The 26,106-nt window shown below is 64.4% G+C and carries 22 protein-coding genes; 12 read left to right on the forward strand and 10 right to left on the reverse strand.

Features of this window, described 5'->3' with window-relative positions; genetic code table 11:
* Nucleotides 1-25: 25 nt before the first annotated feature.
* Both rpsA and G0P99_RS08820 read right to left on the reverse strand, forming a co-directional pair.
* A complete protein-coding gene (gene rpsA / locus G0P99_RS08815; protein ID WP_164129004.1) occupies nucleotides 26-1,699 on the reverse strand; it encodes a 30S ribosomal protein S1 in 1,674 nt (557 codons plus the stop codon).
* A gap of 240 nt (nucleotides 1,700-1,939) precedes the next feature.
* The gene (locus G0P99_RS08820) at nucleotides 1,940-2,938 is read right to left on the reverse strand and encodes an aldo/keto reductase (protein ID WP_164129005.1); all 999 of its coding nucleotides are present in this window, start codon (nucleotides 2,936-2,938) and stop codon (nucleotides 1,940-1,942) included.
* A 149-nt stretch (nucleotides 2,939-3,087) separates the two neighbouring features.
* Here G0P99_RS08820 and G0P99_RS08825 point away from each other — a divergent pair, with 149 nt between their 5' ends.
* Entirely contained in the window at nucleotides 3,088-4,563 is a 1,476-nt protein-coding gene (locus G0P99_RS08825) for a sulfatase-like hydrolase/transferase (RefSeq protein WP_164129006.1), read from the forward strand.
* 10 nt (nucleotides 4,564-4,573) lie between these two features.
* On the opposite strand, the gene G0P99_RS08830 is transcribed toward G0P99_RS08825, so the two are convergent.
* Nucleotides 4,574-5,179 carry a TetR/AcrR family transcriptional regulator gene (locus G0P99_RS08830; protein ID WP_239059732.1) on the reverse strand — a complete coding sequence of 202 codons (606 nt, stop codon included), beginning with the start codon at nucleotides 5,177-5,179 and terminating at the stop codon, nucleotides 4,574-4,576.
* 115 nt (nucleotides 5,180-5,294) lie between these two features.
* Here G0P99_RS08830 and G0P99_RS08835 point away from each other — a divergent pair, with 115 nt between their 5' ends.
* The 8 genes from G0P99_RS08835 (at nucleotide 5,295) to G0P99_RS08870 (ending at nucleotide 16,295) form a co-directional block, all read left to right on the forward strand.
* Nucleotides 5,295-6,611, forward strand: a complete 1,317-nt coding sequence (locus tag G0P99_RS08835; protein WP_164129008.1) for an NAD(P)/FAD-dependent oxidoreductase — start codon at nucleotides 5,295-5,297, stop codon at nucleotides 6,609-6,611.
* A complete protein-coding gene (locus tag G0P99_RS08840) occupies nucleotides 6,608-7,510 on the forward strand; it encodes a bile acid:sodium symporter family protein (protein ID WP_164129009.1) in 903 nt (300 codons plus the stop codon). Before G0P99_RS08835 ends, G0P99_RS08840 begins: the two co-directional genes overlap by 4 nt.
* Complete coding sequence (locus G0P99_RS08845; RefSeq protein WP_164129010.1) at nucleotides 7,507-8,430, forward strand: SDR family oxidoreductase; 924 nt, start codon at nucleotides 7,507-7,509, stop codon at nucleotides 8,428-8,430. The genes G0P99_RS08840 and G0P99_RS08845 overlap by 4 nt, the downstream gene beginning before the upstream one ends.
* On the forward strand, nucleotides 8,427-9,182 hold the full coding sequence (locus G0P99_RS08850; protein ID WP_164129011.1) for an SDR family NAD(P)-dependent oxidoreductase: 756 nt from the start codon (nucleotides 8,427-8,429) through the stop codon (nucleotides 9,180-9,182). Before G0P99_RS08845 ends, G0P99_RS08850 begins: the two co-directional genes overlap by 4 nt.
* 81 nt (nucleotides 9,183-9,263) lie before the next feature.
* Nucleotides 9,264-11,759 (forward strand): heavy metal translocating P-type ATPase, encoded by a 2,496-nt coding sequence (locus G0P99_RS08855; RefSeq protein ID WP_239059733.1) that lies wholly within the window; start codon nucleotides 9,264-9,266, stop codon nucleotides 11,757-11,759.
* A 10-nt stretch (nucleotides 11,760-11,769) separates the two neighbouring features.
* Nucleotides 11,770-12,159 carry a Cu(I)-responsive transcriptional regulator gene (gene cueR, locus G0P99_RS08860; protein WP_164129012.1) on the forward strand — a complete coding sequence of 130 codons (390 nt, stop codon included), beginning with the start codon at nucleotides 11,770-11,772 and terminating at the stop codon, nucleotides 12,157-12,159.
* Nucleotides 12,160-12,251: 92 nt separating this feature from the next.
* The gene (locus tag G0P99_RS08865) at nucleotides 12,252-13,124 is read left to right on the forward strand and encodes an NAD(P)-dependent oxidoreductase (RefSeq protein ID WP_164129013.1); all 873 of its coding nucleotides are present in this window, start codon (nucleotides 12,252-12,254) and stop codon (nucleotides 13,122-13,124) included.
* Nucleotides 13,125-13,238: 114 nt separating this feature from the next.
* Nucleotides 13,239-16,295: an aminotransferase class III-fold pyridoxal phosphate-dependent enzyme gene (locus G0P99_RS08870; protein ID WP_164129014.1), complete on the forward strand. Its 3,057-nt coding sequence runs from the start codon at nucleotides 13,239-13,241 to the stop codon at nucleotides 16,293-16,295.
* Between the two features lie 7 nt (nucleotides 16,296-16,302).
* On the opposite strand, the gene G0P99_RS08875 is transcribed toward G0P99_RS08870, so the two are convergent.
* Together G0P99_RS08875 and hemP are read right to left on the reverse strand one after the other, a co-directional pair.
* Complete coding sequence (locus G0P99_RS08875) at nucleotides 16,303-16,746, reverse strand: hypothetical protein (RefSeq protein WP_164129015.1); 444 nt, start codon at nucleotides 16,744-16,746, stop codon at nucleotides 16,303-16,305.
* The gene (gene hemP, locus G0P99_RS08880; protein ID WP_164129016.1) at nucleotides 16,743-16,910 is read right to left on the reverse strand and encodes a hemin uptake protein HemP; all 168 of its coding nucleotides are present in this window, start codon (nucleotides 16,908-16,910) and stop codon (nucleotides 16,743-16,745) included. The genes G0P99_RS08875 and hemP overlap by 4 nt, the downstream gene beginning before the upstream one ends.
* Nucleotides 16,911-17,086: 176 nt before the next feature.
* On the opposite strand from hemP, the gene G0P99_RS08885 reads away from it, so the two are divergent.
* Nucleotides 17,087-18,007: an MBL fold metallo-hydrolase gene (locus G0P99_RS08885; RefSeq protein WP_164129017.1), complete on the forward strand. Its 921-nt coding sequence runs from the start codon at nucleotides 17,087-17,089 to the stop codon at nucleotides 18,005-18,007.
* Here the strand turns inward: G0P99_RS08885 and G0P99_RS08890 are convergent.
* The 4 genes from G0P99_RS08890 to G0P99_RS08905 are packed head-to-tail and all read right to left on the reverse strand — an operon-like array spanning nucleotide 18,004 to nucleotide 23,921.
* Nucleotides 18,004-19,308, reverse strand: coding sequence for an FAD-binding oxidoreductase (locus G0P99_RS08890; RefSeq protein WP_164129018.1), 1,305 nt, complete (start codon nucleotides 19,306-19,308; stop codon nucleotides 18,004-18,006). The genes G0P99_RS08885 and G0P99_RS08890 overlap by 4 nt on opposite strands.
* Entirely contained in the window at nucleotides 19,305-19,979 is a 675-nt protein-coding gene (locus G0P99_RS08895; RefSeq protein ID WP_164129019.1) for a TetR/AcrR family transcriptional regulator, read from the reverse strand. The genes G0P99_RS08890 and G0P99_RS08895 overlap by 4 nt, the downstream gene beginning before the upstream one ends.
* A 13-nt stretch (nucleotides 19,980-19,992) precedes the next feature.
* On the reverse strand, nucleotides 19,993-21,516 hold the full coding sequence (locus G0P99_RS08900; protein WP_164129020.1) for a trimethylamine methyltransferase family protein: 1,524 nt from the start codon (nucleotides 21,514-21,516) through the stop codon (nucleotides 19,993-19,995).
* Nucleotides 21,513-23,921: an FAD-dependent oxidoreductase gene (locus tag G0P99_RS08905; protein ID WP_164129021.1), complete on the reverse strand. Its 2,409-nt coding sequence runs from the start codon at nucleotides 23,919-23,921 to the stop codon at nucleotides 21,513-21,515. The genes G0P99_RS08900 and G0P99_RS08905 overlap by 4 nt, the downstream gene beginning before the upstream one ends.
* Before the next feature lie 149 nt (nucleotides 23,922-24,070).
* Here G0P99_RS08905 and G0P99_RS08910 point away from each other — a divergent pair, with 149 nt between their 5' ends.
* Together G0P99_RS08910 and G0P99_RS08915 are read left to right on the forward strand one after the other, a co-directional pair.
* A complete protein-coding gene (locus G0P99_RS08910; protein WP_164129022.1) occupies nucleotides 24,071-24,676 on the forward strand; it encodes a M23 family metallopeptidase in 606 nt (201 codons plus the stop codon).
* A 79-nt stretch (nucleotides 24,677-24,755) separates the two neighbouring features.
* Entirely contained in the window at nucleotides 24,756-25,397 is a 642-nt protein-coding gene (locus G0P99_RS08915) for a phosphoribosyltransferase (protein WP_164129023.1), read from the forward strand.
* 7 nt (nucleotides 25,398-25,404) lie between these two features.
* Here G0P99_RS08915 and G0P99_RS08920 read toward each other — a convergent pair whose 3' ends face one another.
* Nucleotides 25,405-26,034 (reverse strand): glutathione S-transferase family protein, encoded by a 630-nt coding sequence (locus G0P99_RS08920; RefSeq protein ID WP_164129024.1) that lies wholly within the window; start codon nucleotides 26,032-26,034, stop codon nucleotides 25,405-25,407.
* Nucleotides 26,035-26,106: the final 72 nt, after the last annotated feature.

Genomic DNA, 26,106 nt, shown 5'->3' on the forward strand with positions numbered 1-26,106 from the left:
TTGTTGTTTGGCAGTCCGGGTGGACTTACTTGTCGCCCTTCAGCGCGGCACCCAGGATATCGCCCAGCGATGCGCCCGAATCGGACGAGCCGTACTGTTCCACGGCTTCCTTCTCTTCCGCGATCTCGCGGGCCTTGATCGACAGGCCCAGACGACGGGTCTTGCTGTCCACGTTGGTCACACGGACATCGACCTTGTCACCGACCGAGAAACGCTCGGGGCGCTGATCGGCACGGTCACGCGACAGATCCGAACGGCGGATGAAGGACTTCATGCCTTCGTATTCCACCTCGATGCCGCCATCTTCGATCGCGGTCACGTTCACGGTGATGACCGAGCCGCGCTTCACGCCGCCAACGGCCTCGGCGAACTTGTCGCCGCCCAGCGCCTTGATCGAGAGCGAGATACGCTCCTTGTCGATGTCGACTTCGGAAACCACGGCCTTGACCACATCGCCCTTGCGATAGTTCTGGATCGCGTCCTCGCCCCGCTCGTCCCAGCTGAGGTCCGAGAGGTGAACCATGCCGTCGATGTCGCCGGGAAGGCCGATGAACAGACCGAATTCGGTGATGTTCTTGACTTCGCCTTCGACCTCGGTGCCCTCGGGATGGGTCTCGGCAAAGACTTCCCACGGGTTGCGCATGGTCTGCTTGAGGCCCAGCGAAACGCGACGCTTGGCGCCGTCGATTTCCAGAACCATGACTTCCACTTCCTGGCTGGTCGAAACGATCTTGCCGGGGTGGACGTTCTTTTTGGTCCAAGACATTTCCGAAACGTGAACCAGACCTTCGACACCCGGCTCCAGTTCGACGAACGCACCGTAGTCGGTGATGTTGGTCACGCGGCCGGTGTGAACCGATTCCAGCGGGTACTTGGCGGCAACCAGATCCCACGGATCTTCTTGCAGCTGCTTCATGCCCAGGCTGATGCGGTGAGTGTCCTTGTTGATCTTGATCACCTGGACCTTGACGGTCTCGCCGATGTTCAGGATCTCGTTGGGGTGGTTCACCCGGCGCCATGCCATGTCGGTCACGTGCAGCAGGCCGTCCACACCGCCCAGGTCAACGAACGCACCGTATTCGGTGATGTTCTTGACCACGCCGTCGACGGTCTGACCTTCGGTCAGGTTGCCGATTACCTCGGCGCGCTGTTCGGCGCGGCTCTCTTCCAGGATGGCGCGGCGCGACACGACGATGTTGCCACGGCGACGGTCCATTTTCAGGATCTGGAAGGGCTGCTTGAGACCCATCAGCGGGCCGGCATCGCGCACGGGGCGCACATCGACCTGCGAACCCGGCAGGAAGGCCACGGCACCGCCCAGATCGACGGTAAAGCCACCTTTGACACGGCCAAAGATCGCGCCTTCGACGCGCTGATCGTCGGCATAGGCTTTTTCCAGACGGTCCCAGGCTTCTTCGCGGCGGGCCATCTCGCGCGAGATGACGGCTTCGCCACGAGCGTTCTCGGCGGCGCGCAGGTAAACTTCGACCTCGTCACCAACGGCAATCTCGGGAGCTTCGCCAGGGTTTGCGAATTCTTTCAGATCGACGCGGCCTTCCATCTTGTAGCCGACATCGATGATGGCCTGGCCCGCTTCGATCGCGATGACCTTGCCTTTGACAACCGAACCCTCTTCGGGGGTGTCCATCTCGAAGCTTTCGTTAAGGAGCGCTTCAAACTCTTCCATTGTGTTTGCCATGTGGCGTCGTTTTCCTAACTATCTACGTTTTTCTGGCCGAGCGGTTGTCTCCGCCGGTCTTGATTCATGCCCGCCTTGAGCGGAACGGATTGGTCAGGCGTCGCGCTGTTCTTGCCATAAAACAAAGAGGGCCGGTGTTCCCGACCCTGCTCGTCTCTTTTTTCTATGGCTCACTTCGCCTTGTCGACGTCGCGCGGTATATGCCGATGCAGCCCGAAAGGCAAGCCTGACTTGACCCGCTCAGCAATATCGCTCGGGTCCAACCCATTGTTCGTCGCTGTAACGGTCGCCATGGGCCCAGCCGACCGGCAGGACGGCCTCGATCCGGGCCATGTCTTCATCGCTGAGAACCCGTTCGGTGCCGGTCAAAAGCTCCTTGAAATGCTCAACCGACCGCGTGCCGGGGATCGGGATGACATGGTCGCCCCGGCGCAGGAGCCAGGCGATCGCCAACCCTGCCGCTGGCATGCCCATCTCGGCAGCAAGCGCCCGGAACCTGTCGGTCAGGGCGATGTTGGCCGAGTAATTCGGTTCGTTGAACCGGGGGTTCGGGCGCAGGAAGTCTAGCGATTGCACCGCGTCGAGCGACAGCGGCGTATCGGTGAGAAACGACCGCCCCACCGGCGAGAAGGCAACCATCGCCACCCCCAATTCGGCGGTGGTCTGAACCAGGCCAAGATCAGGAAACCGGGTCGAGAGCGAGTATTCCGATTGCACCGCCGCCACCGGATGCACCGCAACCGCCCGGCGCAACGAGGATGGCGCGATCTCGGAAAAGCCGATGGCGCGGGTCTTGCCCGCCTCGACCAGTCGCGACAGGTTTCCGGTGGCCTCTTCGATGCTCATCGACGGGTCGCGGCGATGTGCATAGAACAGATCGACACAGTCCACGCCCAGACGTTGCAGCGATTTGTCCAGTTCGGCTTCGAGATGGGCCTGCGAGTTGTCAAACCTGCGCTTGCCCTCCGCATCCCGGGTGATCGTCGCCTTGGTCGCGATCACGAAATGATCGCGCGCGCCCGGGTTTTTCTTGAAGTAATTGCCGATCACCTGTTCCGAGCGGCCCATGCCATAGACATTCGCCGTATCCAGATGGGTGACACCGGCCTCTATCGCCAGATCCAGAACGGCGTGACCGTCCTTCTCGGTCGTCGGCCCATAGAAATCGGTAAACGACATAGCCCCGAACCCTAGTGCCGAGACCTCGGGCCCGTTCCGCCCCAGTTTCCGTTTCTGCATCCGGCCTCTCCCCTTCCCGTCGCGCTTGGGAAGTTATGCCGGGTTTTGAATACGGCAACAACCGTCGCAACCGTCCGATGCGTCGCAAACGGGCCAGCGCAAGCCGTTCAGCCGGTCAAGGATAGGGCCCTAGCTGATGGAGCAAAGACATGTCCCCTGCCGTGAATTTCCTGGTTCTGATTTCCGACGAACACCGCAAGGATGCCATGGGCTGCGCCGGTCATCCGATCGTCAAGACACCAAACCTCGATACCCTGGCGGCGCGCGGAACGATGTTCACTGCGGCCTATACGCCCTCACCCATGTGCGTGCCGACCCGCGCCGCACTGGCGACCGGCGACTGGGTACACAAGACCGCTCATTGGGACAGCGCCACACCCTATGCAGGCCACCCCCGAAGCTGGATGCGCCAGTTGCGCGATACCGGGTGCGAGGTCGTATCCATCGGCAAGCTGCACTTCCGCTCGGCCCAGGATGACAACGGGTTTTCCGAGGAAATCCTGCCGATGCATGTCGTTGGCGGTGTCGGCTGGGCAGTCGGCCTGCTGCGGGACAATCCACCCCCCTATGACTCGGCGGCGGAACTGGCCGCCGATGTCGGTGTCGGGTCCAGTACATATACCGACTACGATCTGGACATAACCGCAGCGACTGAGGCCTGGCTTGCCGATCCGGCCCGCCGCGACCAACCCTGGGGGGCGTTCGTTTCGCTGGTCAGTCCGCATTATCCGCTGACCTGTCCGGCGGAATGGTACAATCTGTACGATCCCACCGCCATGGACCTGCCGGTGGGGTATGGCGCGGGCCTGCCCGACCATGCCGAGCTGCGCAACATCGGCGCATTTTACAATTACGACGACTATTTCGACGAACAGAAGATGCGCGAGGCCAAGGCCGCCTATTACGGCCTGACCTCCTTCATGGACCACTGCGTTGGCCGCGTGATCGCGGCGCTAAATGCCAGCGGGCAGCTAGAGAACACGGTCGTGATCTATGTCTCCGACCACGGCGACATGATGGGCGATCAGGGCTTCTGGACCAAGCAGGTGATGTACGAGGCCAGCGCCGGCGTGCCGATGATCGCAGCCGGACCGGGCATACCAAGCGGCCAAAAGGTGGCAACATGCAGCAACCTGACCGATATCGCCGCCACCGCGCGGGATGTGTGTGGTCTTGCCGATGACGCCGGAAATGCGGGCCAACCCGGCATGTCGCTGCGCAAGCTGGCCAATTCGCCCTATGACCCCGACCGGACCGGGTTCAGCGAATACCACGATGGCGGGTCAAGAACCGGATCCTTCATGGTCCGGTGGCGGGACTGGAAATATGTCCATTACGTTGGCCACCCGCCGCAGCTATTCGATCTGGCCTCGGACCCGCATGAACTGGTCAATCGCGCGACGGAGGGGGCAAACGACCACGCGATTGCGGCAGCCCTGGCCGAAGGCGAGCGGCGCCTGCAGGCGATCTGCGATCCGGACGCGGTCAATGCCCGCGCCTTTGCCGACCAGCGGCGCAGGATCGCCGAGCTGGGGGGCGAGGAGGCCTGTCGCACCGCCTTTGTCTTTAACCACACGCCAACGCCTTCGGAACAGGCGAAGATGCGCGAAGGCAGCCCTTTGTAATCGGGCGCGGTTAGGTGTCCGAGGTCAGGATCGCATAAACACCGGCCGTGCAGAATGCGATCAGCCGATCCAGTCCGACCGCATCGCTGCCGGGGCTGAGCGCTCCGATCCGCCAGGCCGAATGGACATGCGCCAGCATGGCCGATACCGCATAGACCTGACCTGCGGCGACGGTGCCCGGTGGAGCACCGGGAAACAGGGCCGCGATCTCGGCAATGAATCGCTGCGCGGTCGGGTCGAAGCATTCCGCCGCCAGGTCACGCCAACGCGGATCGGCCGAGACATGCGCCACCAACCGGCCATAAGCGACCCAACGCGGGTCGCCCCCCTGCGCCAGTTCCACATAGGGCCGGACAAAGCAGTCGAGGATCGTTCCCAGATTCAGTGGGGCGCAGGCGCGGGCGGTCTCCAGCGCCTCTATGCGCAGGCGTGACAATTCCCCCGCACGGCGCGCGACGATCAGGTGAAACAGCTCTTCCTTGCTGCCACCGTGATGGGCCACCAGCCCGCCCTGCACCCCCGCCGCTTTGGCGATGTCGCGAATCGACGCGCCCTCGAATCCACGTGCGGCAAAGAACTGCTCCGCCGCATCCAGAATACGCGCCCGTGTCTGCAAGGATCGCGCCGATGGCGCCCTTTGCCGTTGTTTTTCCAAAACAAACATCCCTTTTGCAAATTATCTTGCCTTATTTTGAACGGTCGTTCAACTTAAGAACAACGGGAGGATACAGATGACCGAAACGCGCTACAGATTTGCCCTGATCGGGGCAGGTCCGATGGGGCTGGCCATGGCAAAGGTGATGCTGGAACAGGGCATCGCCTTTGACGGGTTCGAGCTGCATTCGGATGTGGGCGGGCTTTGGGACATCGACGGGCCGCGCTCGACCATGTACGACACCGCGCATCTGATCTCCTCCAAGCGGATGACCGAATTCACCGATTTCCCGATGGAGGATGGGGTTGCCGAATACCCCTCGCACCGGGAGCTGAAACGGTACTTCAACGCCTTCGCCGACCATTTCGGGTTGCGCGAGCATTACCGGTTCGGGGCCGAGGTGCTGCGGTGTGAGCCGCTGGGCGGGCCGGGTGACGGATGGCGTGTCACATGGCGCGACGCAGAGGGGGAGCAGGCGAGCACCTATGCCGGGGTGATGATCGCCAATGGCACGCTGTCAGAACCCAACATGCCTGAATTCAAGGGAAAATTTGACGGCGAACTGATCCATTCCTCGGCCTACCGGCATCCCTCGCAATTCGACGGCAAGCGGGTGCTGATCGTGGGCGCGGGCAATTCCGGCTGTGACATCGCGGTGGATGCGATCCATCACGGGGTGATGTGCGACCTGTCGATGCGGCGCGGATACTATTTTGTACCGAAATATGTCTTTGGCAAACCAGCCGATACGCTGGGCGGCTTGATCAAGCTGCCGATGTGGCTGAAACGGCGGGTCGACGGGATGATCCTGAAATGGTTCGTGGGCGATCCGCAGAAATATGGATTTCCCAAGCCCCACTACCAGCTTTACGAAAGTCACCCGGTGGTCAACTCGCTGGTTTTGTACCACGCCGGACACGGAGATGTGCGGATTCGTACCGACATCGAGCGGCTGAATGACCGTTTTGTACACTTCACCGACGGCAGCAAGGAAGAGTACGACATGATCCTCGCCGCCACCGGATACAAGCTGTTTTACCCGTTCATCGACCGCGACCTGCTGAACTGGCAGGGCGATGCGCCGCATCTTTACCTCAACGCGATGCACCCCGAGCGCGACGACCTCTTTGTTCTGGGTATGGTCGAGGCCAGCGGGCTGGGCTGGCAGGGCCGCCATGAACAGGCCGAGATGGTGGCCCGCTATATAACCGGATTGCGCAGGGGCAGCGCGGCGGCGGCGGAGCTGAAGGCCGCCAAGGCGGCGGGGTTCGAACGGGCGACCGGCGGCATGAATTACCTCAAGCTGGCGCGCATGGCCTATTACGTGGACAAGGCCACCTATCGCGGCGCAGTCACCGGCTGGATCAAGCGGCTGAAGGGGGCGCGGGCATGACCGGCATCGACGATATCCTGCTGAATTTCTCGCCAGCCTCGCTGATGCTGCTGAACGCAATCCTGGCAGTGGTGATGTTTTCCATCGCCATCGACCTGACGGTCGAGGATTTCCGTCGCCTGTCGCGCGGGCCGAAACCGGTGCTGGTGGGGTTGTTCTCGCAATTCGTGGTGCTGCCGGTGCTGACGTTCGCGCTGGTCTGGGTGACCGCACCACGCCCCTCCATCGCACTGGGGCTTATTCTGGTGGCGGCCTGTCCGGGCGGCAATATCTCGAACTTCATCACCCATCGGGCGGGCGGAAATGCGGCGCTGTCGGTGTCGATGACAGCCTTCGCCACGGTGGGCGCCATCATCATGACCCCCGCCAATATCGCGCTGTGGGGGAGCCTGTATCCGCCCACCCGCGCCATCCTGCAAGAGACCCGTATCGACCCGGTGCAGATCGCCATCACCGTTGGGCTGATGCTGATCCTGCCGCTGATCCTGGGGGTTGTGCTGAACATGCGCCGCCCCTCGCTGACCGCGCGGCTAAGGCGGCCGCTGCAACTGGTCTCGATGGGGATATTCATCGCGTTCATCATACTCGCTCTGGCTGCGAACTGGGGGTTCTTCCTGAGTTTCGCCGGAGCTGTCGCCGGGCTTGTGATCCTTCACAATGCACTGGCCCTGGGGGGCGGCTGGGTTGTGGCCACTCTGACCCGGCTGTCCCCTTATGACCGGCGCGCGGTGACGTTCGAAACCGGCATCCAGAACTCGGGCCTTGGACTGGTGTTGATCTTTGCCTTTTTTCAGGGGCTGGGCGGAATGGCAGTGGCGGCGGCATTCTGGGGGATCTGGCACGCGATCTCGGGCCTTGGCCTGGCAATGATCATGTCGCGAACCGAGGCCAGGCGATGAGCCGCATCCTGATCACCGGCGCGGCGGGCATGGTGGGCCGGGCGCTGCTGGAAGAGTTGGACGGGCACGAGGTTTTTGCCACCGATCTTATCCCACCTAAAGCGACAGGCGCCGTGACTTGGCTTCCGATGGATGTCACTACCGATGATCCCGATCGGATCATCGGCCAGATCCGGCCGGAGGTAGTGATCCACCTCGCCTCGATCGTGACACCCGGCGTGGCGCGCGCGGTTGCGCATCGCGTCGATGTGGGCGGCACGCGCGCGGTGCTGGATGCTTGCCTTGCCTATAGGGTGCGGCGGCTGGTGGTGACCTCGTCGGGGGCGGCCTATGGCTATCACGCCGACAACCCGGTGCCGCTGCGCGAAAGCGATCCGCTGCGCGGCAATCCCGAGTTTGCCTATGCAGATCACAAACGGCAAGTCGAGGAGATGTTGGCCGAGACACGGCAGAGCACGCCCGAGTTGGAACAGGTGGTGCTGCGGGTGGGCACCGTGCTGGGCGCAGGAACCGAGAACCAGATCACAGCCCTGTTCCACAAGCCCCGCCTGCTGGCGCTGCGCGGCTCGGAAAGCCCGTTTGTGTTTATCTGGACCCGCGATCTGGCGCGCATCCTGGCGCGGGCGGCGGGCGACGGACCCGCAGGCATCTACAACGTATCGGGCGATGGCGCGATGGGGGTTTCGGACCTGGCCCGTGTTCTGGGAAAGCCGGTGCTGCGCCTGCCTGCGCAGGCGTTGAAAGCGGCGCTTGCGGTGGCGCGGCCATTCGGCCTGTCGCGCTATGGGCCGGAGCAGGTGCGGTTCCTGCAATATCGCCCGGTGCTGGCCAATGACGCGTTGAAAGAGGTGTTCGGCTATACGCCCGAGCTGACCAGCGCGCAGGTCTTCGACCTGTGGCGGCGGGAGTCGGGGTTGTGAAACGGGCCGTGATCTCGGGCGGCGCGGGGGGCCTGGGCCGGGCATTGTCCGATGGCTTGCAGGCGCGCGGCTGGCATGTGGTGCTGCTGGACCGCGATATCTCGGGCGTTGAAATCAGCGAGATGCAACAGGCGATCCAGTGCGATCTGACTGACCCAGAGCAGTTGACGGCGGCCTGTGCGGCGGCGGTTGGACCAAATGGCGTGGACCTTGCCATCTATAATGCGGGCATCACCCAGATCGGCCTGTTTGCCGACAGTGACGCGGCCAGTCACCGCCAAGTGTTCGAGATTAACTATTTCGCCGCCGTGAACATGGCCCGCGCGTTGCTGGCCCCTGTGCGGCAGGCGCGCGGCGCCCATCTGGCGATCTCTTCTGTGGCGGGGTTCGCGCCGCTTTACAGCCGCACGTCCTATGCCGCGTCGAAACACGCGCTCGAGGGGTTCTTCAAGTCGTTGCGGTCCGAGGAGCGCGCGCATGGGGTGCGGGTACAGATCGCGGCGCCCTCGTTCGTGGCCACGAACCTGGGCAATGCGCAGGCGCAGCCCGACGGCATCGCGCGTCCCGGATCGGCCACCGACGGGATGGATTACATGACGCCCGAGGCTGCGGCGGCCACCATCCTGCACGGCCTCGACCGCGGGCGTGACATGATCCCGGTGGGCCGGGTGGCGCGGCTGGCCTGGTGGATCAATCGGCTGTCGCCGGGCCTCTATCAACGGCTGATGGAGCGCAAAATCGGGCGCGGGTGAGATTTTTTCCGGCACACCCCTTGACCTTCCCGTGACTGGAAGCCCCATCTGGAGGGTGACCAGAGGACAAGGACGAGTCGCATGTCAGCACAAACCACATCGCTGAAGATCACCGGCATGAGCTGTGCCGGCTGCGTGGGCCGGGTGGAACGCGCCTTGCAGGCGGTTCCGGGCGTGGCCGAAGCGAGCGTCAATTTCGCCAACCGGACGGCGCAAATCACGCATGAGGGGCCGGTGGCCGATCTGACCCAGGCCGCCGCCAAGGCAGGCTATCCTGCGGAACTGACCGAGGCGGTTCTGGATGTCGAGGGGCTGAACTGCGCCTCGTGCGTGGGCCGGGTCGAGCGGGCGCTGAACGCGGCACCCGGCGTGGTCGAGGCGCAGGTGAACCTGGCCAATCGCAGCGCGCGGGTGACCTATGCCGTGGGCGCGACCGATCCGGTCGCGCTGGCCGCGGTATCGACAGCGGCGGGATATGCCGCGCGTCCGCATGCCGAGGCCGGGGATGATGCGCCGGCGCATGATCACGCACAGGCGGAAATCGCCGAGTTGCAGCGCAGTACGCTGTTTGCGGCCGCGCTGGCACTGCCGGTGTTCCTGCTGGAGATGGGCGGCCATGTGATCCCGGCCTTTCACCATTGGATCGCGGGAACGATCGGGATGTACACCAGCCAGCTGATCCAGTTCGCGCTGACCACCGTTCTGCTGTTCGGGCCGGGGCGCGTGTTCTATGCGCGGGGCATCCCCGCCCTGCTGCGCGGCGCACCCGACATGAACGCGCTGGTGGCTTTGGGCACGGGGGCCGCCTATGGCTTCTCGGTGGTGGCAACCTTTGCCCCCGGCCTGCTGCCTGCGGGAACCGCCAATGTCTATTTCGAGGCCGCCGCCGTCATCGTTGTGCTGATCCTGCTGGGCCGCTGGCTGGAGGCGCGGGCGCGCGGGCGCACTGGCGCCGCAATCGAGGCGCTGGTGGGGCTGCAACCGCGCCATGCGCGGGTCGAGCGTAATGGACAGGCGGTCGAGGTTGACATCGCCGACATTCAAACGGGCGACACACTGATCATCCGACCCGGTGAACGCATCCCGGCGGATGCGGTGGTGCAGGACGGACAAAGCCATGTTGACGAGAGCATGATTACCGGCGAGCCGGTGCCGGTCGCCAAGGCGGCGGGCGATACACTGGTGGGCGGCACCGTGAACACGGCAGGCGCCCTGCGGGCGCGGGCCGAAAAGGTGGGCGCCGACACGGTGCTGGCCCAGATCATCCGCATGGTGGAACAGGCACAGGGCGCCAAGCTGCCGATCCAGTCTATGGTGGACCGGATCACCCTGTGGTTTGTCCCCATCGTGATGGGGATCGCCGCGCTGACCGTGCTGGTCTGGCTGGCCTTTGGCCCCTCGCCCGCTTTGGGTCATGCCCTCGTCGCCGGTGTGGCGGTGCTGATCATCGCCTGCCCCTGCGCCATGGGATTGGCCACACCGACCTCGATCATGGTCGGCACGGGACGAGCTGCCGAGCTGGGCGTTCTGTTCCGCAAGGGCGACGCGCTGCAACGGCTGCAAGAGGCAAAGGTGATTGCCTTTGACAAGACCGGCACGCTGACGCTTGGACGGCCGGAACTGACCGACCTGACACCCACCCAAGGGTTTGACCGTGACACCGTTTTGCGGCTGGCGGCGGCGGTCGAGGCGCAGTCGGAACACCCGATCGCCTCGGCGATTGCCCGTGCGGCCAAGGGCGACGTGCCCGTGGTGGACGGGTTCCAGAGCCTGACCGGGCTGGGCGCCCGCGCCGTGGTCGAGGGCCAGGACGTGCTGGTCGGCGCCGACCGGCTGTTCGCCCGCGAAGGTATCGACCTGGGCCCGCTGGCCGAGATCGGGGCGGGTTGGGCCGCCGAGGGCAAGACGCCGCTTTATGCCTCGGTCGGGGGGCGTGCGGCGGCGGTGCTGGCGGTCTCGGACCCGGTAAAGCCCGGTACGTTCGAGGCCATCGAACGGTTTCATGACATGGGCCTGACGGTTGCCATGATCACCGGTGACAATACCCGCACGGCGCAGGCCCTGGCGGCGAAACTGGGGATAGACGCGGTCACCGCGGAGGTGATGCCCGAAGGCAAGGTCGCGGCGTTGGATGCGCTGCGGGCCGACCATGGCGCGCTGGCCTTTGTCGGTGACGGTATCAACGACGCCCCCGCGCTGGCCCATGCCGATACCGGCATCGCGGTGGGCACCGGTACCGATGTGGCCATCGAGGCTGCCGATGTGGTGCTGATGTCGGGCGATCTGCGCGGCGTGGCCAACGCGCTGGAGGTGAGCCGCGCCACCATGGGCAACATCCGCCAGAACCTGGGTTGGGCCTTTGGCTATAACGTGCTGCTGATCCCGGTGGCGGCGGGCGTGCTCTATCCGTTTGGCGGGCCGATGCTGTCACCGGTGCTGGCGGCGGGCGCGATGGCCTTGTCGAGCGTCTTTGTCGTCACCAACGCGCTACGGCTGCGGCGGGTGCGGGCCGCGTTGCCTGCCGCGCGGCAGGCTGCGACCCAGACCCCGGCAGCGGCCCCTGCCCCGGCGGAATGAGGAGACTGGCATGAATATCGGAGATGTTGCGACCCGCAGTGGCCTGCCGGCCAAGACCATCCGCTATTACGAGGATATCGGCCTGATCGCGCCGCAGCGGGACTTGAACGGTTACCGCAGGTTCCGTGAACGGGACCTGCACAAGCTGAATTTCCTGGGTCGGGCCCGGGCGCTGGGGTTCACCATCGAGGATTGCCGCACCCTGCTTGCACTGTACGAGGATCAGAGCCGCGCCAGCGCCGATGTGAAACAGGTGGCACGCGATCACCTAGTCCGGATCGAGACCAAACTCGCCGATCTGATCGCCATGCGCGAGACGCTGACGGAACTGGTTGATGCCTGCGCGGGCGATCAACGACCCGATTGCCCGATCCTGCGCGATCTGGGTGGCGAAAGCTGACGCGCGGGGTTGCCCTTTGACCTGCGTTTTGCTTTGTCTCTCGGGGATATCCCGGACGGGGGGAGCCGCCGGGCAACAGAGAGGATCCGGACATGGCAAAAGTTGCATTCCTTGGCCTGGGGGTTATGGGCTATCCGATGGCGGGGCACCTGAAGGCCGCCGGTCATGAGGTGACCGTATATAACCGCACCGCAGCGAAGTCGGAAAAATGGGTGACCCAGCATGGCGGAGCGATGGCCGCGACGCCGCGCGAGGCCGCCGAGGGCGCCGAATTCGTGATGGCCTGTGTCGGCAACGATGACGACCTGCGCGGCGTCTGCAACGGACCCGATGGCGCGCTGGCGGGCATGGCCGCGGGCAGCGTGTTTGTCGACCATACGACGGTGTCGGCCAAGGTCACCCGCGAGCTTTATGCCGCCGCCAAGGCGGGCGGTGCGGGCTTTGTGGACGCGCCCGTCTCGGGCGGTCAGGCCGGGGCTGAGAACGGGGTTCTTTCGGTGATGTGCGGCGGCGACCAGGCCGATTATGATCGCGCCGAACCGGTGATCGCCGTTTATGCCCGCATCTGCCGCCGCATCGGCGAGAGCGGTGCCGGACAAGTCACCAAGATGTGCAACCAAATCGCCATCGCGGGGCTGGTGCAGGGCCTCGCGGAATCGCTGCATTTCGCCGAGAAGGCCGGTTTGGACGGGCGCGCGGTGGTCGAGGTGATCAGCCAGGGCGCCGCTGGCAGCTGGCAGATGGCCAACCGGTACGAGACCATGCTGGACGACCACTGGACCCATGGCTTTGCGGTCGACTGGATGCGCAAGGATCTGGGCATCTGCCTGGACACCGCCGACGAGACCGGCGCCAGCCTGCCGGTCACGGCGCTGGTAGACCAGTTCTACAAGGACGTGCAGAAGATGGGCGGCGGGCGCTGGGACACCTCGAGCCTGCTGGCGCGGTTGCGCAAGCTGGGCTGAGGCAAAGGGGGCGCTGCCCCCGTCCCCTGCGGGGACTCCCCCGGAGTATTTTGAGCGAAATGAAGAACCGGGGGGCAATGGCCGCCTCGGCACGAAGGTGATGGGAGAGCGGCGGTGCTGACGGAGTTCTGGGCAGAGGCCCTGCGGACGCATTGGGGGATCGAGGCGGTCTTGGAACGGCTCGATGGCGAATATGACCTGAACTTTCTGGCCCGGGGCCGGAACGGGCGGGACTATGTGCTGAAGGTGATGCGGCCCGGATGCGAGGCCGGGCTGGTCGAGATGCAGGTGGCGGCGCTGGAGCATATCGCCGAGGCCGCGCCCGGCCTGCCCTTTCCCAAGGTCTTTGCCGCGCTCGATGGCGCGATGTTGCCCGAGATCGCAGATGAGGCGGGCGCGCCGCGTCTGGCCTGGCTGCTCGAGCGGCTGCCGGGGCGCTGTTACGCGCGGGCCTTGCCACATTCCGAGGATCTGATCCTCAAGCTGGGCCGCGTGCTGGGCGCCACCGACCGGGCGCTGGAGGGGTTCGCTCATGACGGTCTGGCGCGGGATTTCAAATGGAACCTGCTGCAGGGCGGTTGGATCGACTCTGAGCTGGCGGCGATTGCCGATCCTGCGCGGTGGGCGCTGCTGGAGGGGATCGCGGCGGAGTTTTCCGGGTTGCGCGACCAACTGGCCGCCCTGCCGGTTCAGGCGATCCACAATGATGTCAACGATTACAACATCCTGGTCGAGGGCGGGCTGGACGAGACCCGCAAGGTCTCGGGCCTGATCGACCTGGGCGACATGTGCGCGGCGCCACGCGTCTGCGATCTGGCGATTGCCGGGGCCTATGTGGTGCTGGACCATCCAAGGCCCGAGCGGGCGCTGGCGGCGCTGGTGCGCGGCTATCACGCGGCCAACCGGCTGAGCGCGGCAGAGGTGGACCTCATCTGGCCGCTTCTCAGGATGCGGCTGGCGGTGTCGGTGGTGAACTCGACCTTGATGGCGGTCGAGAACCCGGACGACCCCTATGTGACGATCAGCCAGGCCCCTGCCTGGCGGTTCCTTGAAAACACCTCGGTCAATGGCGGGCTGATGGCGGCGCGGCTGCGAGTAGCCTGTGGCTTGCCGGTGACCGATGGGGCCGAGCGGGTGCAGGCCTATCTGAACCAGAACCGGGGCCGTTTCGCGCAGATGTTCGGCACCGATCTGGGCGCGGCGCCGATGGGCTCTCTCTCGGTCGAGAATTCGACCTGGCCGCAGAACCCGTTTCACATGCCACTGGAAGAGGCCGCACGCGTTGGTGAGGAGTTCGGCACCGACCTGTGGCTGGGCTATTACAACGAGCCACGCCTGATCTATGCCGAGCCGGGTTTCCGCAAGGGGCCGTGGAAGGCCAGCGACCGGCGCACCGTGCATCTGGCGGTGGATGTGTTTGCGCCTGCCGGAACCGTGCTCTACGCGCCGCTCAGCGGGCGGGTCGAGGTGGTGGAGAACCGGACCGGGCATCTGGATTATGGTGGCGTCGTGATCCTGCATCACGAGACACCGCAGGGCGATGCCTTCTATACGCTTTACGGGCACCTGGACCCCGAAGTCTGCGACCGGCTGAAACCGGGTGATCCGGTGGCACAGGGCGCGGGTTTTGCGCGGCTGGGCGATGCAAGTCAGAACGGTGGCTGGGCGCCGCATGTGCATTTCCAGCTGGCGCTGACGACGCAAGGCATGGAGGCCGACTGGCCCGGTGTCGGCGACCCGGACGAGATGGACCTGTGGCACGCGGTCTGCCCCAACCCGGCGGCGCTGCTGAACCTGCCCGATGACAAGGTGTTCTATCGCCCCACCGACAAGGCCACCGTGCTGGCCGGGCGGCGGGCACATTTCGGCGGCAACCTGAGCCTCACCTATGACGATCCGGTGATGCTGGTACGTGGCTGGAAACATCACCTGTTCGACGAATGGGGCCGCCCCTATCTGGACGCCTATAACAACGTGCCGCATGTGGGCCATGCGCATCCGCGTATTCAGGCGGTGGCGGCGGATCAGCTGAAGCGGATGAATTCAAACACCCGCTATCTGCATCCGGCGCAACTGGCATTCGCCGAAAAGGTCCTGTCGAAACTGCCCAAGCGGTTCGAGGTTTGTTTCTTCGTTAACTCGGGGACCGAAGCCAACGAACTGGCGCTGCGCCTGGCGCGGGCGCATACGGGCAACATCGGCATGGTGACGCCCGATCACGGTTATCACGGCAATACCACCGGCGCGATTGCCATCTCGGCCTACAAGTTCAACAAGCCGGGCGGCGTGGGTCAGGCCGATTGGGTCGAACTGGTCGAGGTGGCCGACGACTATCGCGGCCGTTTCAAGCGCGACGATGCGGAGCGCGCCCGGAAATTCGCCGATCTCGTCGATCCCGCCATCGCGCGGTTACAGGACAAGGGCCATGGCGTGGCCGGTTTCATCGCCGAGACCTTTCCCAGCGTCGGCGGCCAGATCATCCCGCCCAAGGGCTATCTGGCGGCGGTCTATGACAAGATCCGCGCGGCGGGCGGGGTGTGTATCGCTGATGAGGTGCAGACCGGGCTGGGGCGGCTGGGTGACTACTATTTCGGCTTTGAACATCAGGGCGCCGAGCCAGATATCGTGGTGATGGGCAAGCCCATCGGCAACGGCCATCCGCTGGGCGTGCTGGTGACGACGAAAAAGATCGCCGAGAGTTTCGACAACGGGATCGAGTTCTTCTCGACCTTTGGCGGCTCCACCCTGTCCTGCCGGATCGGCAAGGAGGTGCTGGATATCGTCGATGACGAGGGCCTGCAGGAAAACGCGCGCCTGATGGGCGCGCGGCTGATGACCGGGCTGCGCGCGCTAGAGCGGGAAACCCCCTGCGTCGGCGATGTACGGGGCATGGGTCTGTTCCTGGGGGTCGAGTTGATCAACCCGGACGGGTCCGAGGGGACCGAGATTTGCCGATACGTCAAGAACCGGATGCGCGACCACCGCATCCTGATCGGCAGCGAGGGGCCCAAGGACAACATCCTGAAGATTCGCCCGCCCCTGACCATCGAGGCCGAGGATGTGGACATGATCCTGTGGGCGCTGCGCACGGTGCTGGCCGAGGTCGGCGACTGGGCGCCTGCCCCGGTCTGCGATCACGATCACCATCACGCGGGCTGCAACTGCTGCTGAAGCGGGCTTAGTGCAGGAACCCCGCCCGGTCTTCTGCCCTTCGGCCCGGTGCCGTCGGGATCACCGGGCGGCGGTTCAACGCCAGTCCCAGCTGTTCGCTCAACGCCACCAGTGCGGGGGCCAGATCGGGCCGGACGATCAGTGCCGCCAGCATCAGCGCATCCTCGCGCGCGCCGGTGGCGGCGGCGGCCACCATATGGGCAAAGCAGGCCTCGTCCGCGCCCAGACAGGCGCAACCAAGACCATGCCGCATCAAAGGGCGACGCCCGTAAGAGGCGCAAAGGCCGCAGATCTGCTTCAACACCTCGGCAGAGCGTCCTTTGGGCAGGGCCGCGCGCCCTTCGGCCGCGTCGCTCCACAAGCGCAGGCAATGCACGGCCGAGGCCTCGAGCGCGGGCAGGTCGGCCAGATGGCCGACGGCGGCGGCCCCCCGGTGAATCTCGGAACTCATTTGGTCAGGATCAGCTTGCCCGCGCGGGTGATGCGCAGGGTGTAGAGCTGATCTCCCAGCCGGATATGGGCAAGGTTGCCACCCTTTGTCAGGTCTTCGGCCGAGTATGACGGCAGGACCGGCGTGGCGTATCCGGCAAGGGTCGGTGGGGTCTGAATGGTCATCTGGCGGTCTCCCGAACTGCGGAACGAGCTTTTGGCTGCCGGGAGATCCGGTGGCTTGCCTCTTATATCTGACTTTTTAACTCAGGTATGTCAATTGCTTTCTGCCGGAGCTGGAAATCTATCGCCGGGCCCTAAAATTCATGTTACTGAATGCGAGAATATCTGAGGAGCCTGCCATGACACTGACCCGCCGCACCCTGATGTCCCGCCTTGGCGCTGGCCTGGCGCTGAGCGCCGCGGCCCCGCTGCGGGTGTGGTCCGCTGTCGAAACGCAATTGGGGACGGCGCGCATCACCAGCCTATCGGACGGTTATCTGACCCTGCCCGCCTCTTTCATGTTCGGGCCAATGCCGCAGGCCGACCTGCCCCCCTTGCTGGAGCGCTTCGGTTTGCAGGGCGACATTCTGAAACCGGACTGCAATGTGACGCTGTTGCAGGTCGAGGGCCGCAATGTGCTGTTCGACGCAGGATCTGGCAGCGCGTTTCAGGACAGCGTGGGACAGCTGGTCGATGCGCTGGATGCGGTCGGACTGGCCCCCGACGACATCACCGACGTGATCTTTACCCATGCCCACCCGGACCATCTGTGGGGCGTGCTGGACGATTTCGACGATCCGCTCTTTGCCAATGCCCGTCACATGATCGGGCGGGCGGAACGGGATTACTGGCTGGACCCGGCGACGGTCGACGCGATCGGGGCCGATCGCGCCGCGTTTGCCGTGGGCGCCGCGCGCCGGCTGGAAGCACTGGAAGACCTCGAGACCTTTGAGGATGGCGACGAGATCCTGCCCGGGGTCGCTGCGGTGGCCACCCATGGCCATACACCGGGGCATATGTCGTTCGAGATCCGCTCCGGCTCCGAGGCGCTGATGGTGGTGGGGGATGCCATCGGCAACCACCACCTGGCCTTTGCCCGGCCCGACTGGCCTTCGGGCGCCGACCAGGATCTCACGGCGGGCGCCGCGACACGCGTCGCCTTGATGGACCGGCTGGCAAGCGAGCAGATGACGATGATCGGCTATCACCTGCCCGATGGCGGCATGGGCCGGGTCGAGCGCGGCGAAGACGGCTATCGCTTTGTCCCGCTGGGGGGTTAACCCAGCACCGAAAAGCTGCTTTCGTCGTTGATGGGCCGCTTGCGCGAGTAGAAGCCCACGTCGATGCTGCGCCCGATATAGGGCAGGTCAAATTGCAACGGCGCGGTGTCGTGATCGCCGCCCTCCTCGCAATAACGCACCAGCGCGGCCATCATCTTGCCCGCGATGGGCGCGTTCTTGTACTGGTTGCCGCTGGTGCCGCAGGCCATGTAGAACCCGGGCAGAGACGACTTGTCGTAGATCGGGATCCAGTCGGTCGAGGCATCGTAAAGGTCGACCACACCGCGCGTTTTAGAGGGGATGCCGAGGCTGGGCACCCTTTGGGCATAGCGCATCGCCTGGGTGGTCCATTGGTCGGTGAAATCGCGGTTATAATGCACATCGTCCTCGCACCACTGATGCGGGTCGCATTCCGGATCCTCTGACCCGATCAGGATGTGGTTGCCGTGTTCGGGACGGCAATAGCAGGCGATATCGCTGTCCGAAACGATGGTACCCTGCCGTTCGAAATCGAATCCTTCGGGCGCGGGCACATGCACCACCTCTTGCCGCAGGGGGCGGGTCTGGATGGTCATGTCCCCGGTCACACCCGCCATGTGATTGATGATCGACGAGCCCGGCCCGGCGACGTTGATCACAACCGGCGCATGGATCTCTTCGCCCGAGGCCAGCCGGACACCGGATACCCGGCCGCCCGCTTGCAGGATCGCAGCCACCTCGGCCCCTGTGCGGACCCTTGCGCCATGCCGTTCCGCCGCCGCCATCAGGTTCTGCGCGCTGAGCGCGGGATCGGTGACATAGCCGCCGTTCGGCCAAAAGACCGCGCCACCCATGCGGTCGCCATTGGGTTTGCCGAACTCCGGATCGTCGAGGCGCCGGGCGGGCGCGAAACTGTCGAGCGCGTAGATCGGCAGGCGGGTGAGCACCTGATCGGCGGTCCATTCCTCGAACGGGATACCCAGATCGGCCGAATTACGGATGTGCTTTTCCAGGTTGCCATTGGCCTCTGTCTTCATCACCAGACAGCCGGTCTGGCGGAACTGCGCCAGCGGCACATCCGACGGCAGGCCCAGATAGACCGCCCAATCGCGCCAGTAGTGATAGCCCTCCCAGGCAAAGGCGGTACCGTCGAAGGTCGAGTAATGCATCCTGATGATGGCGCAGGACCCGGCGGTCGAGCCATGCCCCACCTGTGCGTTGCGGTCCAGGGACAGGGTTTTCCACCCGGCCTTGGCCATCTCGAATGCAATGGCCGCGCCGATCACGCCGGTGCCGATGATGATCGCGTCGGGATTGCTCATCTCTGTCTTCCTTCCCAGAAACCGCGTGCAAAGGACTGGAACGCTTCGACCTCCTCTTCGCGCGGATGCACGCCGGTGAACACGAACAGGTAGTGCCGCACAAAGGACAGCCGCTGGTTGATCGGCTCGTAGAGCTGCGCCAGATCATAGCCGATCTGCATGTAATAGAGCACGCGGGCGCGGGTTTCGGCCTCGACCTGCGCATAACCATAGCGCAGGAACATGTCGGTCAACGCGTTCAACCGCTGGGTATCCGACTGGTCCAGTAATCGCCGCACCTTGCCCGACCGGCGTGCCCAGTCGCGCACCGCGAAATCAAGCGCGGTGTCGAACAGGGCCGGGTCGACCACGCAGTGAAACAGGTTGCAGACCGCGCCGGTGATGGTTTCTGCCGGAAGCTCGGTCTGGGCGATCAGGCCAGCTGTGTTGGTGGCCTGCCATTTCGCCAGCAGCGCATCCAGAAGGTCCTGTCGCGACTTGAAATACCAATAGAACGAGGAGCGAGACACCGCCATTCGTTCCGCCAGGTTCAGAACCTTGACCTGTTCCACCCCGTCCGTCACCAGCACATCCATCGCCACGTTCAACCAGTCGTCGCGGGTCACCTTGATATTGCCCACAAGGGGTTCGGCGGTCGGGTTGTCGCGATGCAGGATGGGTTTGGTGTTCATTGCGGGTCCGGTCTCAGCTTTCAGGGGGCGCGCCCCCTGCGGCGGTGCGGCGCGCGATGAAGTCTTGCAGCGCCGCCACCCTGTCGGGATCCTGCGCCGGTGGCTGGAAGTTATCCACGATCCCGCGCCAGATGCCAGTGGCGCGATGATTGGCATCGACCGCCCCACGCTCGGTCCAGGCGCCGTAATTCGACCAGTCTCCCACCAGCGGCTCGTAGAACTGGGTCTGGTAGCGGGCCATCGTGTGTGCAGCGCCAAAGAAATGGCCCATCGGTGGCACCTCGCGCAGGGCATCCAGCGCGATATCGGCATCGGTGGAGGGCGTGCCCGCGCACAGCTCGGCCACCATTTGCAGCACCTCCAGATCGGTGATGATCTTTTCGTATGAGACGGTCAGTCCACCTTCGAGCCAGCCTGCCGAATGGATCGTCACCGTGGCCCCGGCGAGGAGACAGCCCCAGAGGCCGAACTGCGTCTCGTTGGCGGCCTGGGCGTCGTTGATATTGGCGGCACTTCCCCCGGCGCAGCGCCAAGGCAGGCCGATGCGCCGCGCCAGTTGCCCGGCCACTAGCGAGGCTGTGAAATGCTCGGGCGTGCCAAAGGCAGGGGCGCCCGATTTCATGTCCACATTGCTGGTAAAGGTGCCATAGCAGACCGGCGCGCCGGACTGCGCCAGTTGGCTGAGCGTGATGGCGGCCAGCGCCTCGGCATGGCTGAGCGTCATGGCGCCCGCCACCGTCACCGGCGCCATCGCCCCCATCAGGGTAAAGGGGGTGATGATCGCCATCTGACCATGCCGGGCAAAGTCGATCAGCCCCTGCGCCATCGGCAGGTCGATGGTGCGCGGTGAATTGGTGTTGATGATCGTGTAACACCAGCTTTGCGCCCGGAAATCGGCGTCGGACAGGGCGCGAAAGTCGCGGATCATCTCGAACCCGTCCATCACCTGCGGCGTGCCGCGGGCGTAAAGAAAGGGCACCTTGTCGGACTGGGTCAGCTCGACCTCGGTCATTGCCATGTGGCGCAGATGCATCGGCACGTCCTGCGCCTCGACCAAAGGCGGCACCATGTGCAGCACGTCGAAACTCTGGGTGATCTGCACCAGTTCGCGGAAATCGGCGATGGTGCCGGGGCGGCGGCCGCGCGCCAGGTCGGTGGCATGCGGGCACCCGGCACCGGGCTGGAACATCATCCGGCCCAGTTCCATCGTCAGATCCCGTTCAGGTACCGCGCCTTTCAACGCAAAGGAACGCGGCGCGCTGGCCAGCGCTGCGGCCACCATGTCACGGCCTATGTAAGCCATCTCGCCGTCGATGCGGGCACCGCCCTGCCGGTAGAGATCACGCGCGCCGGGGTGCAGCACCTTGATGCCGAGCTCTTCGAGAACCGTCAGCGACGCCTCGTGCAGCGCCTCGATCCGGTCATCGGAAAAGGCCGCCATCGGCGGGAACGGGTTGCGCAGGTTGCGGTAATCGACTTTGCGGGCGGGGGCCGAGACATCGGCCCGCGCCCGCCTGCCCCGCCGCCCCGCGCTCATCCGCGCATCGCCTTGCCCTCGGGGTCATAGGGCGACGGCGCGATAATCTTGGCAGGCCGTTCGACACCCACGACATGCACGCTGACCTGAGTGCCCGGCTGTGCCCGTTCCCGGTCCACCAGCGCCATGGCGAGCGACTTGCCGGTGTAATGGCCATAGGCACCCGAGGTGACAAAGCCGATCTGCTTGCCATCGGCCCAGACCGGTTCATAGCCCGAGGCATCGGCGTCGGCCGCGTCAACCTCCAGCGTGACCTGCACCCGTGCAGGGCCATTGCCGTCGCGCTCGGCGATGGCCGCGTCGCGGCCGATGAAATCGCCCTTGTCCCAGGCGATCCAGCGGTCCATGGCGGTCATGCCGGGGGTGCGGTCCTGGGTGAACTCCGCCGACCAGATGCCAAAGCTCTTTTCGATCCGGGTCGAGAGCAGGGCGTTGAAACCGACCTCGCGGATGCCCTCGCCCGCCCCGGCCTCCAGCAGCATCCGGCGCAGCGCGATATGCTCGCCATAGCGGCAGTTGATCTCGTATCCCATCTCGCCGGTGACCGACATGCGGGCGACGCGGGCGCGCACCAGACCGATGTCAAAGGTACCGCAGCCCATGAATTTCAGCCCCGAGATGTCCTGTTCGGCCAGCTTCTCGATCACCACGCGGGATTTCGGGCCGACAAGACCGAAACCGCAGATCTCTTCGCCCAGATCGCGGACCGAGACACCATCTTCGAGGTGATCGTTGAACCAGCGCATGTGCCAGGCCCGCAGATAGTAGGACCCCATGATCCACCATGTTCCGTCGCCCCAGTTGAGCAGCGTCAGGTCGCCCTTGAGGCGGCCCGTCTCGCTGAGCATCACGGCAAGACGCGCGCGGCCCGGAGCGGGCAGCTTGGTGGCAAAAAGCTTATCCAGCCAAGCTTCGGCGTTGGGTCCCGAGACCTCGAACCGGGAAAAGCCGGTGATGTCCAAAAGACCCACGCCCTCGCGGATTACACGGCATTCCTCGGCCACTATCGGATGCGCGTTCGAGCGTTTCAGGGTCAGGTTCTCGACAAAATCCTTGGACGGTGCAAAGTAGAGCGGCACCTCGAGATCCCAGCTCACGCCCCACCGGCAGCCCGCGGCCGTCATCGCGTCATGCGCCGGGGCCATTTTCAGAGGGCGGCCTGCCGGAAGCTGCTCATTCGGGTAAGACATGACGAAGCGGCGCGAATAGAACTGGCCGGTGGTTTCGCGAATGTAGCGTTTGTTCTGGGCATAATCGCCATAGCGCGCCACATCCATCGACATGGCATCCGCCTCGGGCTCGCCATGGATCATCCATTCGGCCAGCGTCTTGCCGACGCCGCCGCCCTGAAGGAAGCCAGCCATGACCGCGCAGGCCGACCAATAGCCGCGCTTGCCCGGTACCGGGCCGACCAGCGGGTTCCCGTCGGGCGAAAAGGTGAAGGCGCCGTTGACCCAAGTCTTGATGCCGACATCCTGGATCGAGGGATAGCGGGCAAAGCCCAGCATCAGCTCGTTCTCGATCCTGTCGAGCTGTTCCTGGAACAGCTCCTCGCCATAGTTCCACGGCGCGCCGTCCATTGCCCAGTGTTCATGGTTGATCTCGTATATACCGACCAGAATGCCCTTCTGGTCCTGCCGCATATAGGTGAAGCCTTCGAGGTCGACGGTCATCGGCATTTCGAAATCTGCCGCTGCGACCTCGGGCACCGTATCGGTGATCAGATAGTGGTGTTTCAGCGGCGACACCGGCAGTTCGACGCCCGCCATGCGGCCCACCTGTTTGGCCCAGAGACCGGCCGCATTGACCACGTGTTCGCAGGTAATCGTGCCCTTGTCGGTGACCACCTGCCAGCCATCGGCGGTCTGGACCAGACGCTCGACCTTGGTGTCCTCGTAATACTCCGCGCCGCGCTTGCGGGCAGCGGTGGCATAGGCCTGCACCGTGCCGGTGGTGTCGATATAGCCTTCTCGGTCGGCCCACATCGCGCCCAGAACGCCGTCGGTCGACATGATCGGGCAACGCCGTTGCGCCTCTTGCGGCGTCAGAAGTTCGCAATCGTCGATGCCGATGGACTGAAAGATGCGATAGTTCGCCTGCAACCATTCCCAGCGTTCCGGCGTGCCCGCCAGTGTCAGGCCGCCAGTCATGTGCAGCCCGATGTTCTGGCCCGATTCCTTTTCGATCTCGGATAGCAGGTCGATGGTATAGGCCTGCAAGGCCGCCATATTGGGATCGGCGTTCAGCGCATGGATGCCGCCCGCCGCGTGCCATGAGGAGCCGGACGCCAGGCGCCGCCGCTCCAGCATCACCACATCGGTCCAGCCGAACTTGGCCAGATGATAGAGAACCGAGGCGCCCACCACGCCGCCCCCGATGACCACAACGCGATACTGAGACTTCATCCGGACTCTCCTGACTGGATATCAGCAGGCTAGTGGCAAGGGGAAAATCTGTCTAGACATTTATGTACAGTACTGGAAATCCCGTTCCAACTTGCCCGAAAACGCCGGATATGTTGAGATTTGCAGGTATTTTCTGTTCTGGAATTGTGATGACCAAATCCGCGCAACTACTGGGTACCCTGATGCTGTTGTTGACAATGACCGCCTGCATCGGGATCGAGAAATACGGCAGCGCGGACTATTACGACCACCTTGTTCCCGAGGAAATCGAGGTGATCATGCCGCCAAACGCCCCCTATATCTCGGAGCAATTCCGCTATGACGGCGAAAAGATCCATCAGGGCATCGATATCTGGGGCAAGCGGGGAACGCCGGTTCTGGCGGCGGCGCCAGGCAAGGTCAGCAAGAGCTTTTACGAGCCGGCCTATGGGCATCGCATCGTCATAGACCATGGCCTGGCGCCAAATGGCGAGCGGCTTTTTACCGTGTACAAGCATCTGGACCAGCGCCTGGCGCAAGAGGGCGAAGCCGTGGCACGGGGTCAGCAGATCGCCACCATGGGCGATACTGGCGCTCTGGGCATGCTGGTGCATCTGCATTTCGAGACCATGCGCTGGTCAAGAACCAAGGGTGAAATCTATTACGATCCGCATCTGGTGTGGATGGACGGGGTCGGCCGGGTGACCTGTTTCGAAACCGGCAAGCGTTATGCGGATGAACCGTTCCGCACGACCTATCCGGTGCGGTGCAAGTGACGGCCCCCAGCTGTATCCCGCATGTCCGTTTGGGTGTATTCTGGCGGCAGCATTCCGCATCCTGAAACTGGGGGGCTTGATGTTTCGCGACCGGAACGATGCCGGGCGGCAACTGTTACACCGCCTGCCACCGCTCGACCCGGCCGAGACGGTGGTGATCGCCCTGCCCCGGGGCGGCGTGCCGGTGGCCGAGGTCATCGCACAGGGGATCACTGCGCCGCTTGATGTTGTTTTTGTGCGCAAGGTCGGACTGCCGGGCCAACGGGAATTGGCGGTGGCAGCGGTCACCAATGGGGATAGTCCCGTACTTACGGTCAACGAAGAGGTTGCCCGGCACGCGGGGTTGGATAGCGAACGGATCTGGGTTCTGGCACAAGCGGAGCTGGAGACAATCGCCCGGCGGCGCGCGCAGTATCTTGGTACGCGCGTGCCCGTGCCGGTGAAAGACAAGACCGTTGTCGTCGTTGACGATGGCATCGCCACCGGCGCGACGATGCGCGCGTCGCTCAGGTCTCTGCGCAAACGCGGGGCGGCGCGGCTGATCGTGGCGGTTCCAGTCGGACCTGAGGAAACGCTGGTGGAATTGCACGGCGAGGCAGACGAGATCATCTGCCTTGCAACACCGCGCCCGTTTCGGGCGGTCGGCCTTCATTACCAGAGGTTCGATCAGGTGACGGATGAGGAGGTAATTGCCGCCTTGTCCCGCGCGACGGCGCGTTAGGCGGGGCCTACTTCTGCGCCGAAGGGCGTGCCTTGATCGCCTCATACCAGGCCTGCGTGGCTGCATGCCCCTCGGGAACGCGCATTTTCACCACTCGCGCGAAATCGACAAAGACAAAGGTCGAGATATCGGCCAGCGTGAAGTGGTCGCAGGCGATGTAGGCGCTATCGGACAGGCGCTCTTCCAGCAGGTCGAAAAACCGTCCGATCCGATCAAGTCCGCGCTGCGCCAGTTCCGGGATCTGGGCATAATTCGCCGGCCCGGGAATGGCACGGTCCGCGAAGGCGGGGTGCGAGTTGCGCAGCGCCTCGGCGACGGGCATCCCGCCCTGCTGCTCGGCAATCGCGTTCCACATCATCACCAGACCCTTTTCATCGGCCGTGCGCCCCATCAAAGGCGGCTCGGGAAACTGCGCCTCGAGATAGGCGGCAATTCCCAGATTCTCGGTCAGGACCGTGCCTTCGTCAGTCACCAGAACGGGGATCGTGGCGCGCGGGTTGACGGCCTTGAACGCGGGCAACAACTGTTCGCCCTTGGCGATCGAGATGTCGCGGGTTTCGATCGTCAGCCCTTTTTCGGCGATGAACATGCGGGCGCGGCGCGGGTTCGGCGCGGTGGAGCAATCGTAGAACAGCATGGCGTGCGTCTCCTTCTGGCTTGCGGCAGAATAGGCACGGCGCCGCGCCCGCGCCTAGGGATACGCGCGCGT

The sequence above is a fragment of the Ruegeria sp. PrR005 genome, assembly GCF_010500245.1.
Lineage (GTDB): Bacteria > Pseudomonadota > Alphaproteobacteria > Rhodobacterales > Rhodobacteraceae > Ruegeria_B > Ruegeria_B marisflavi.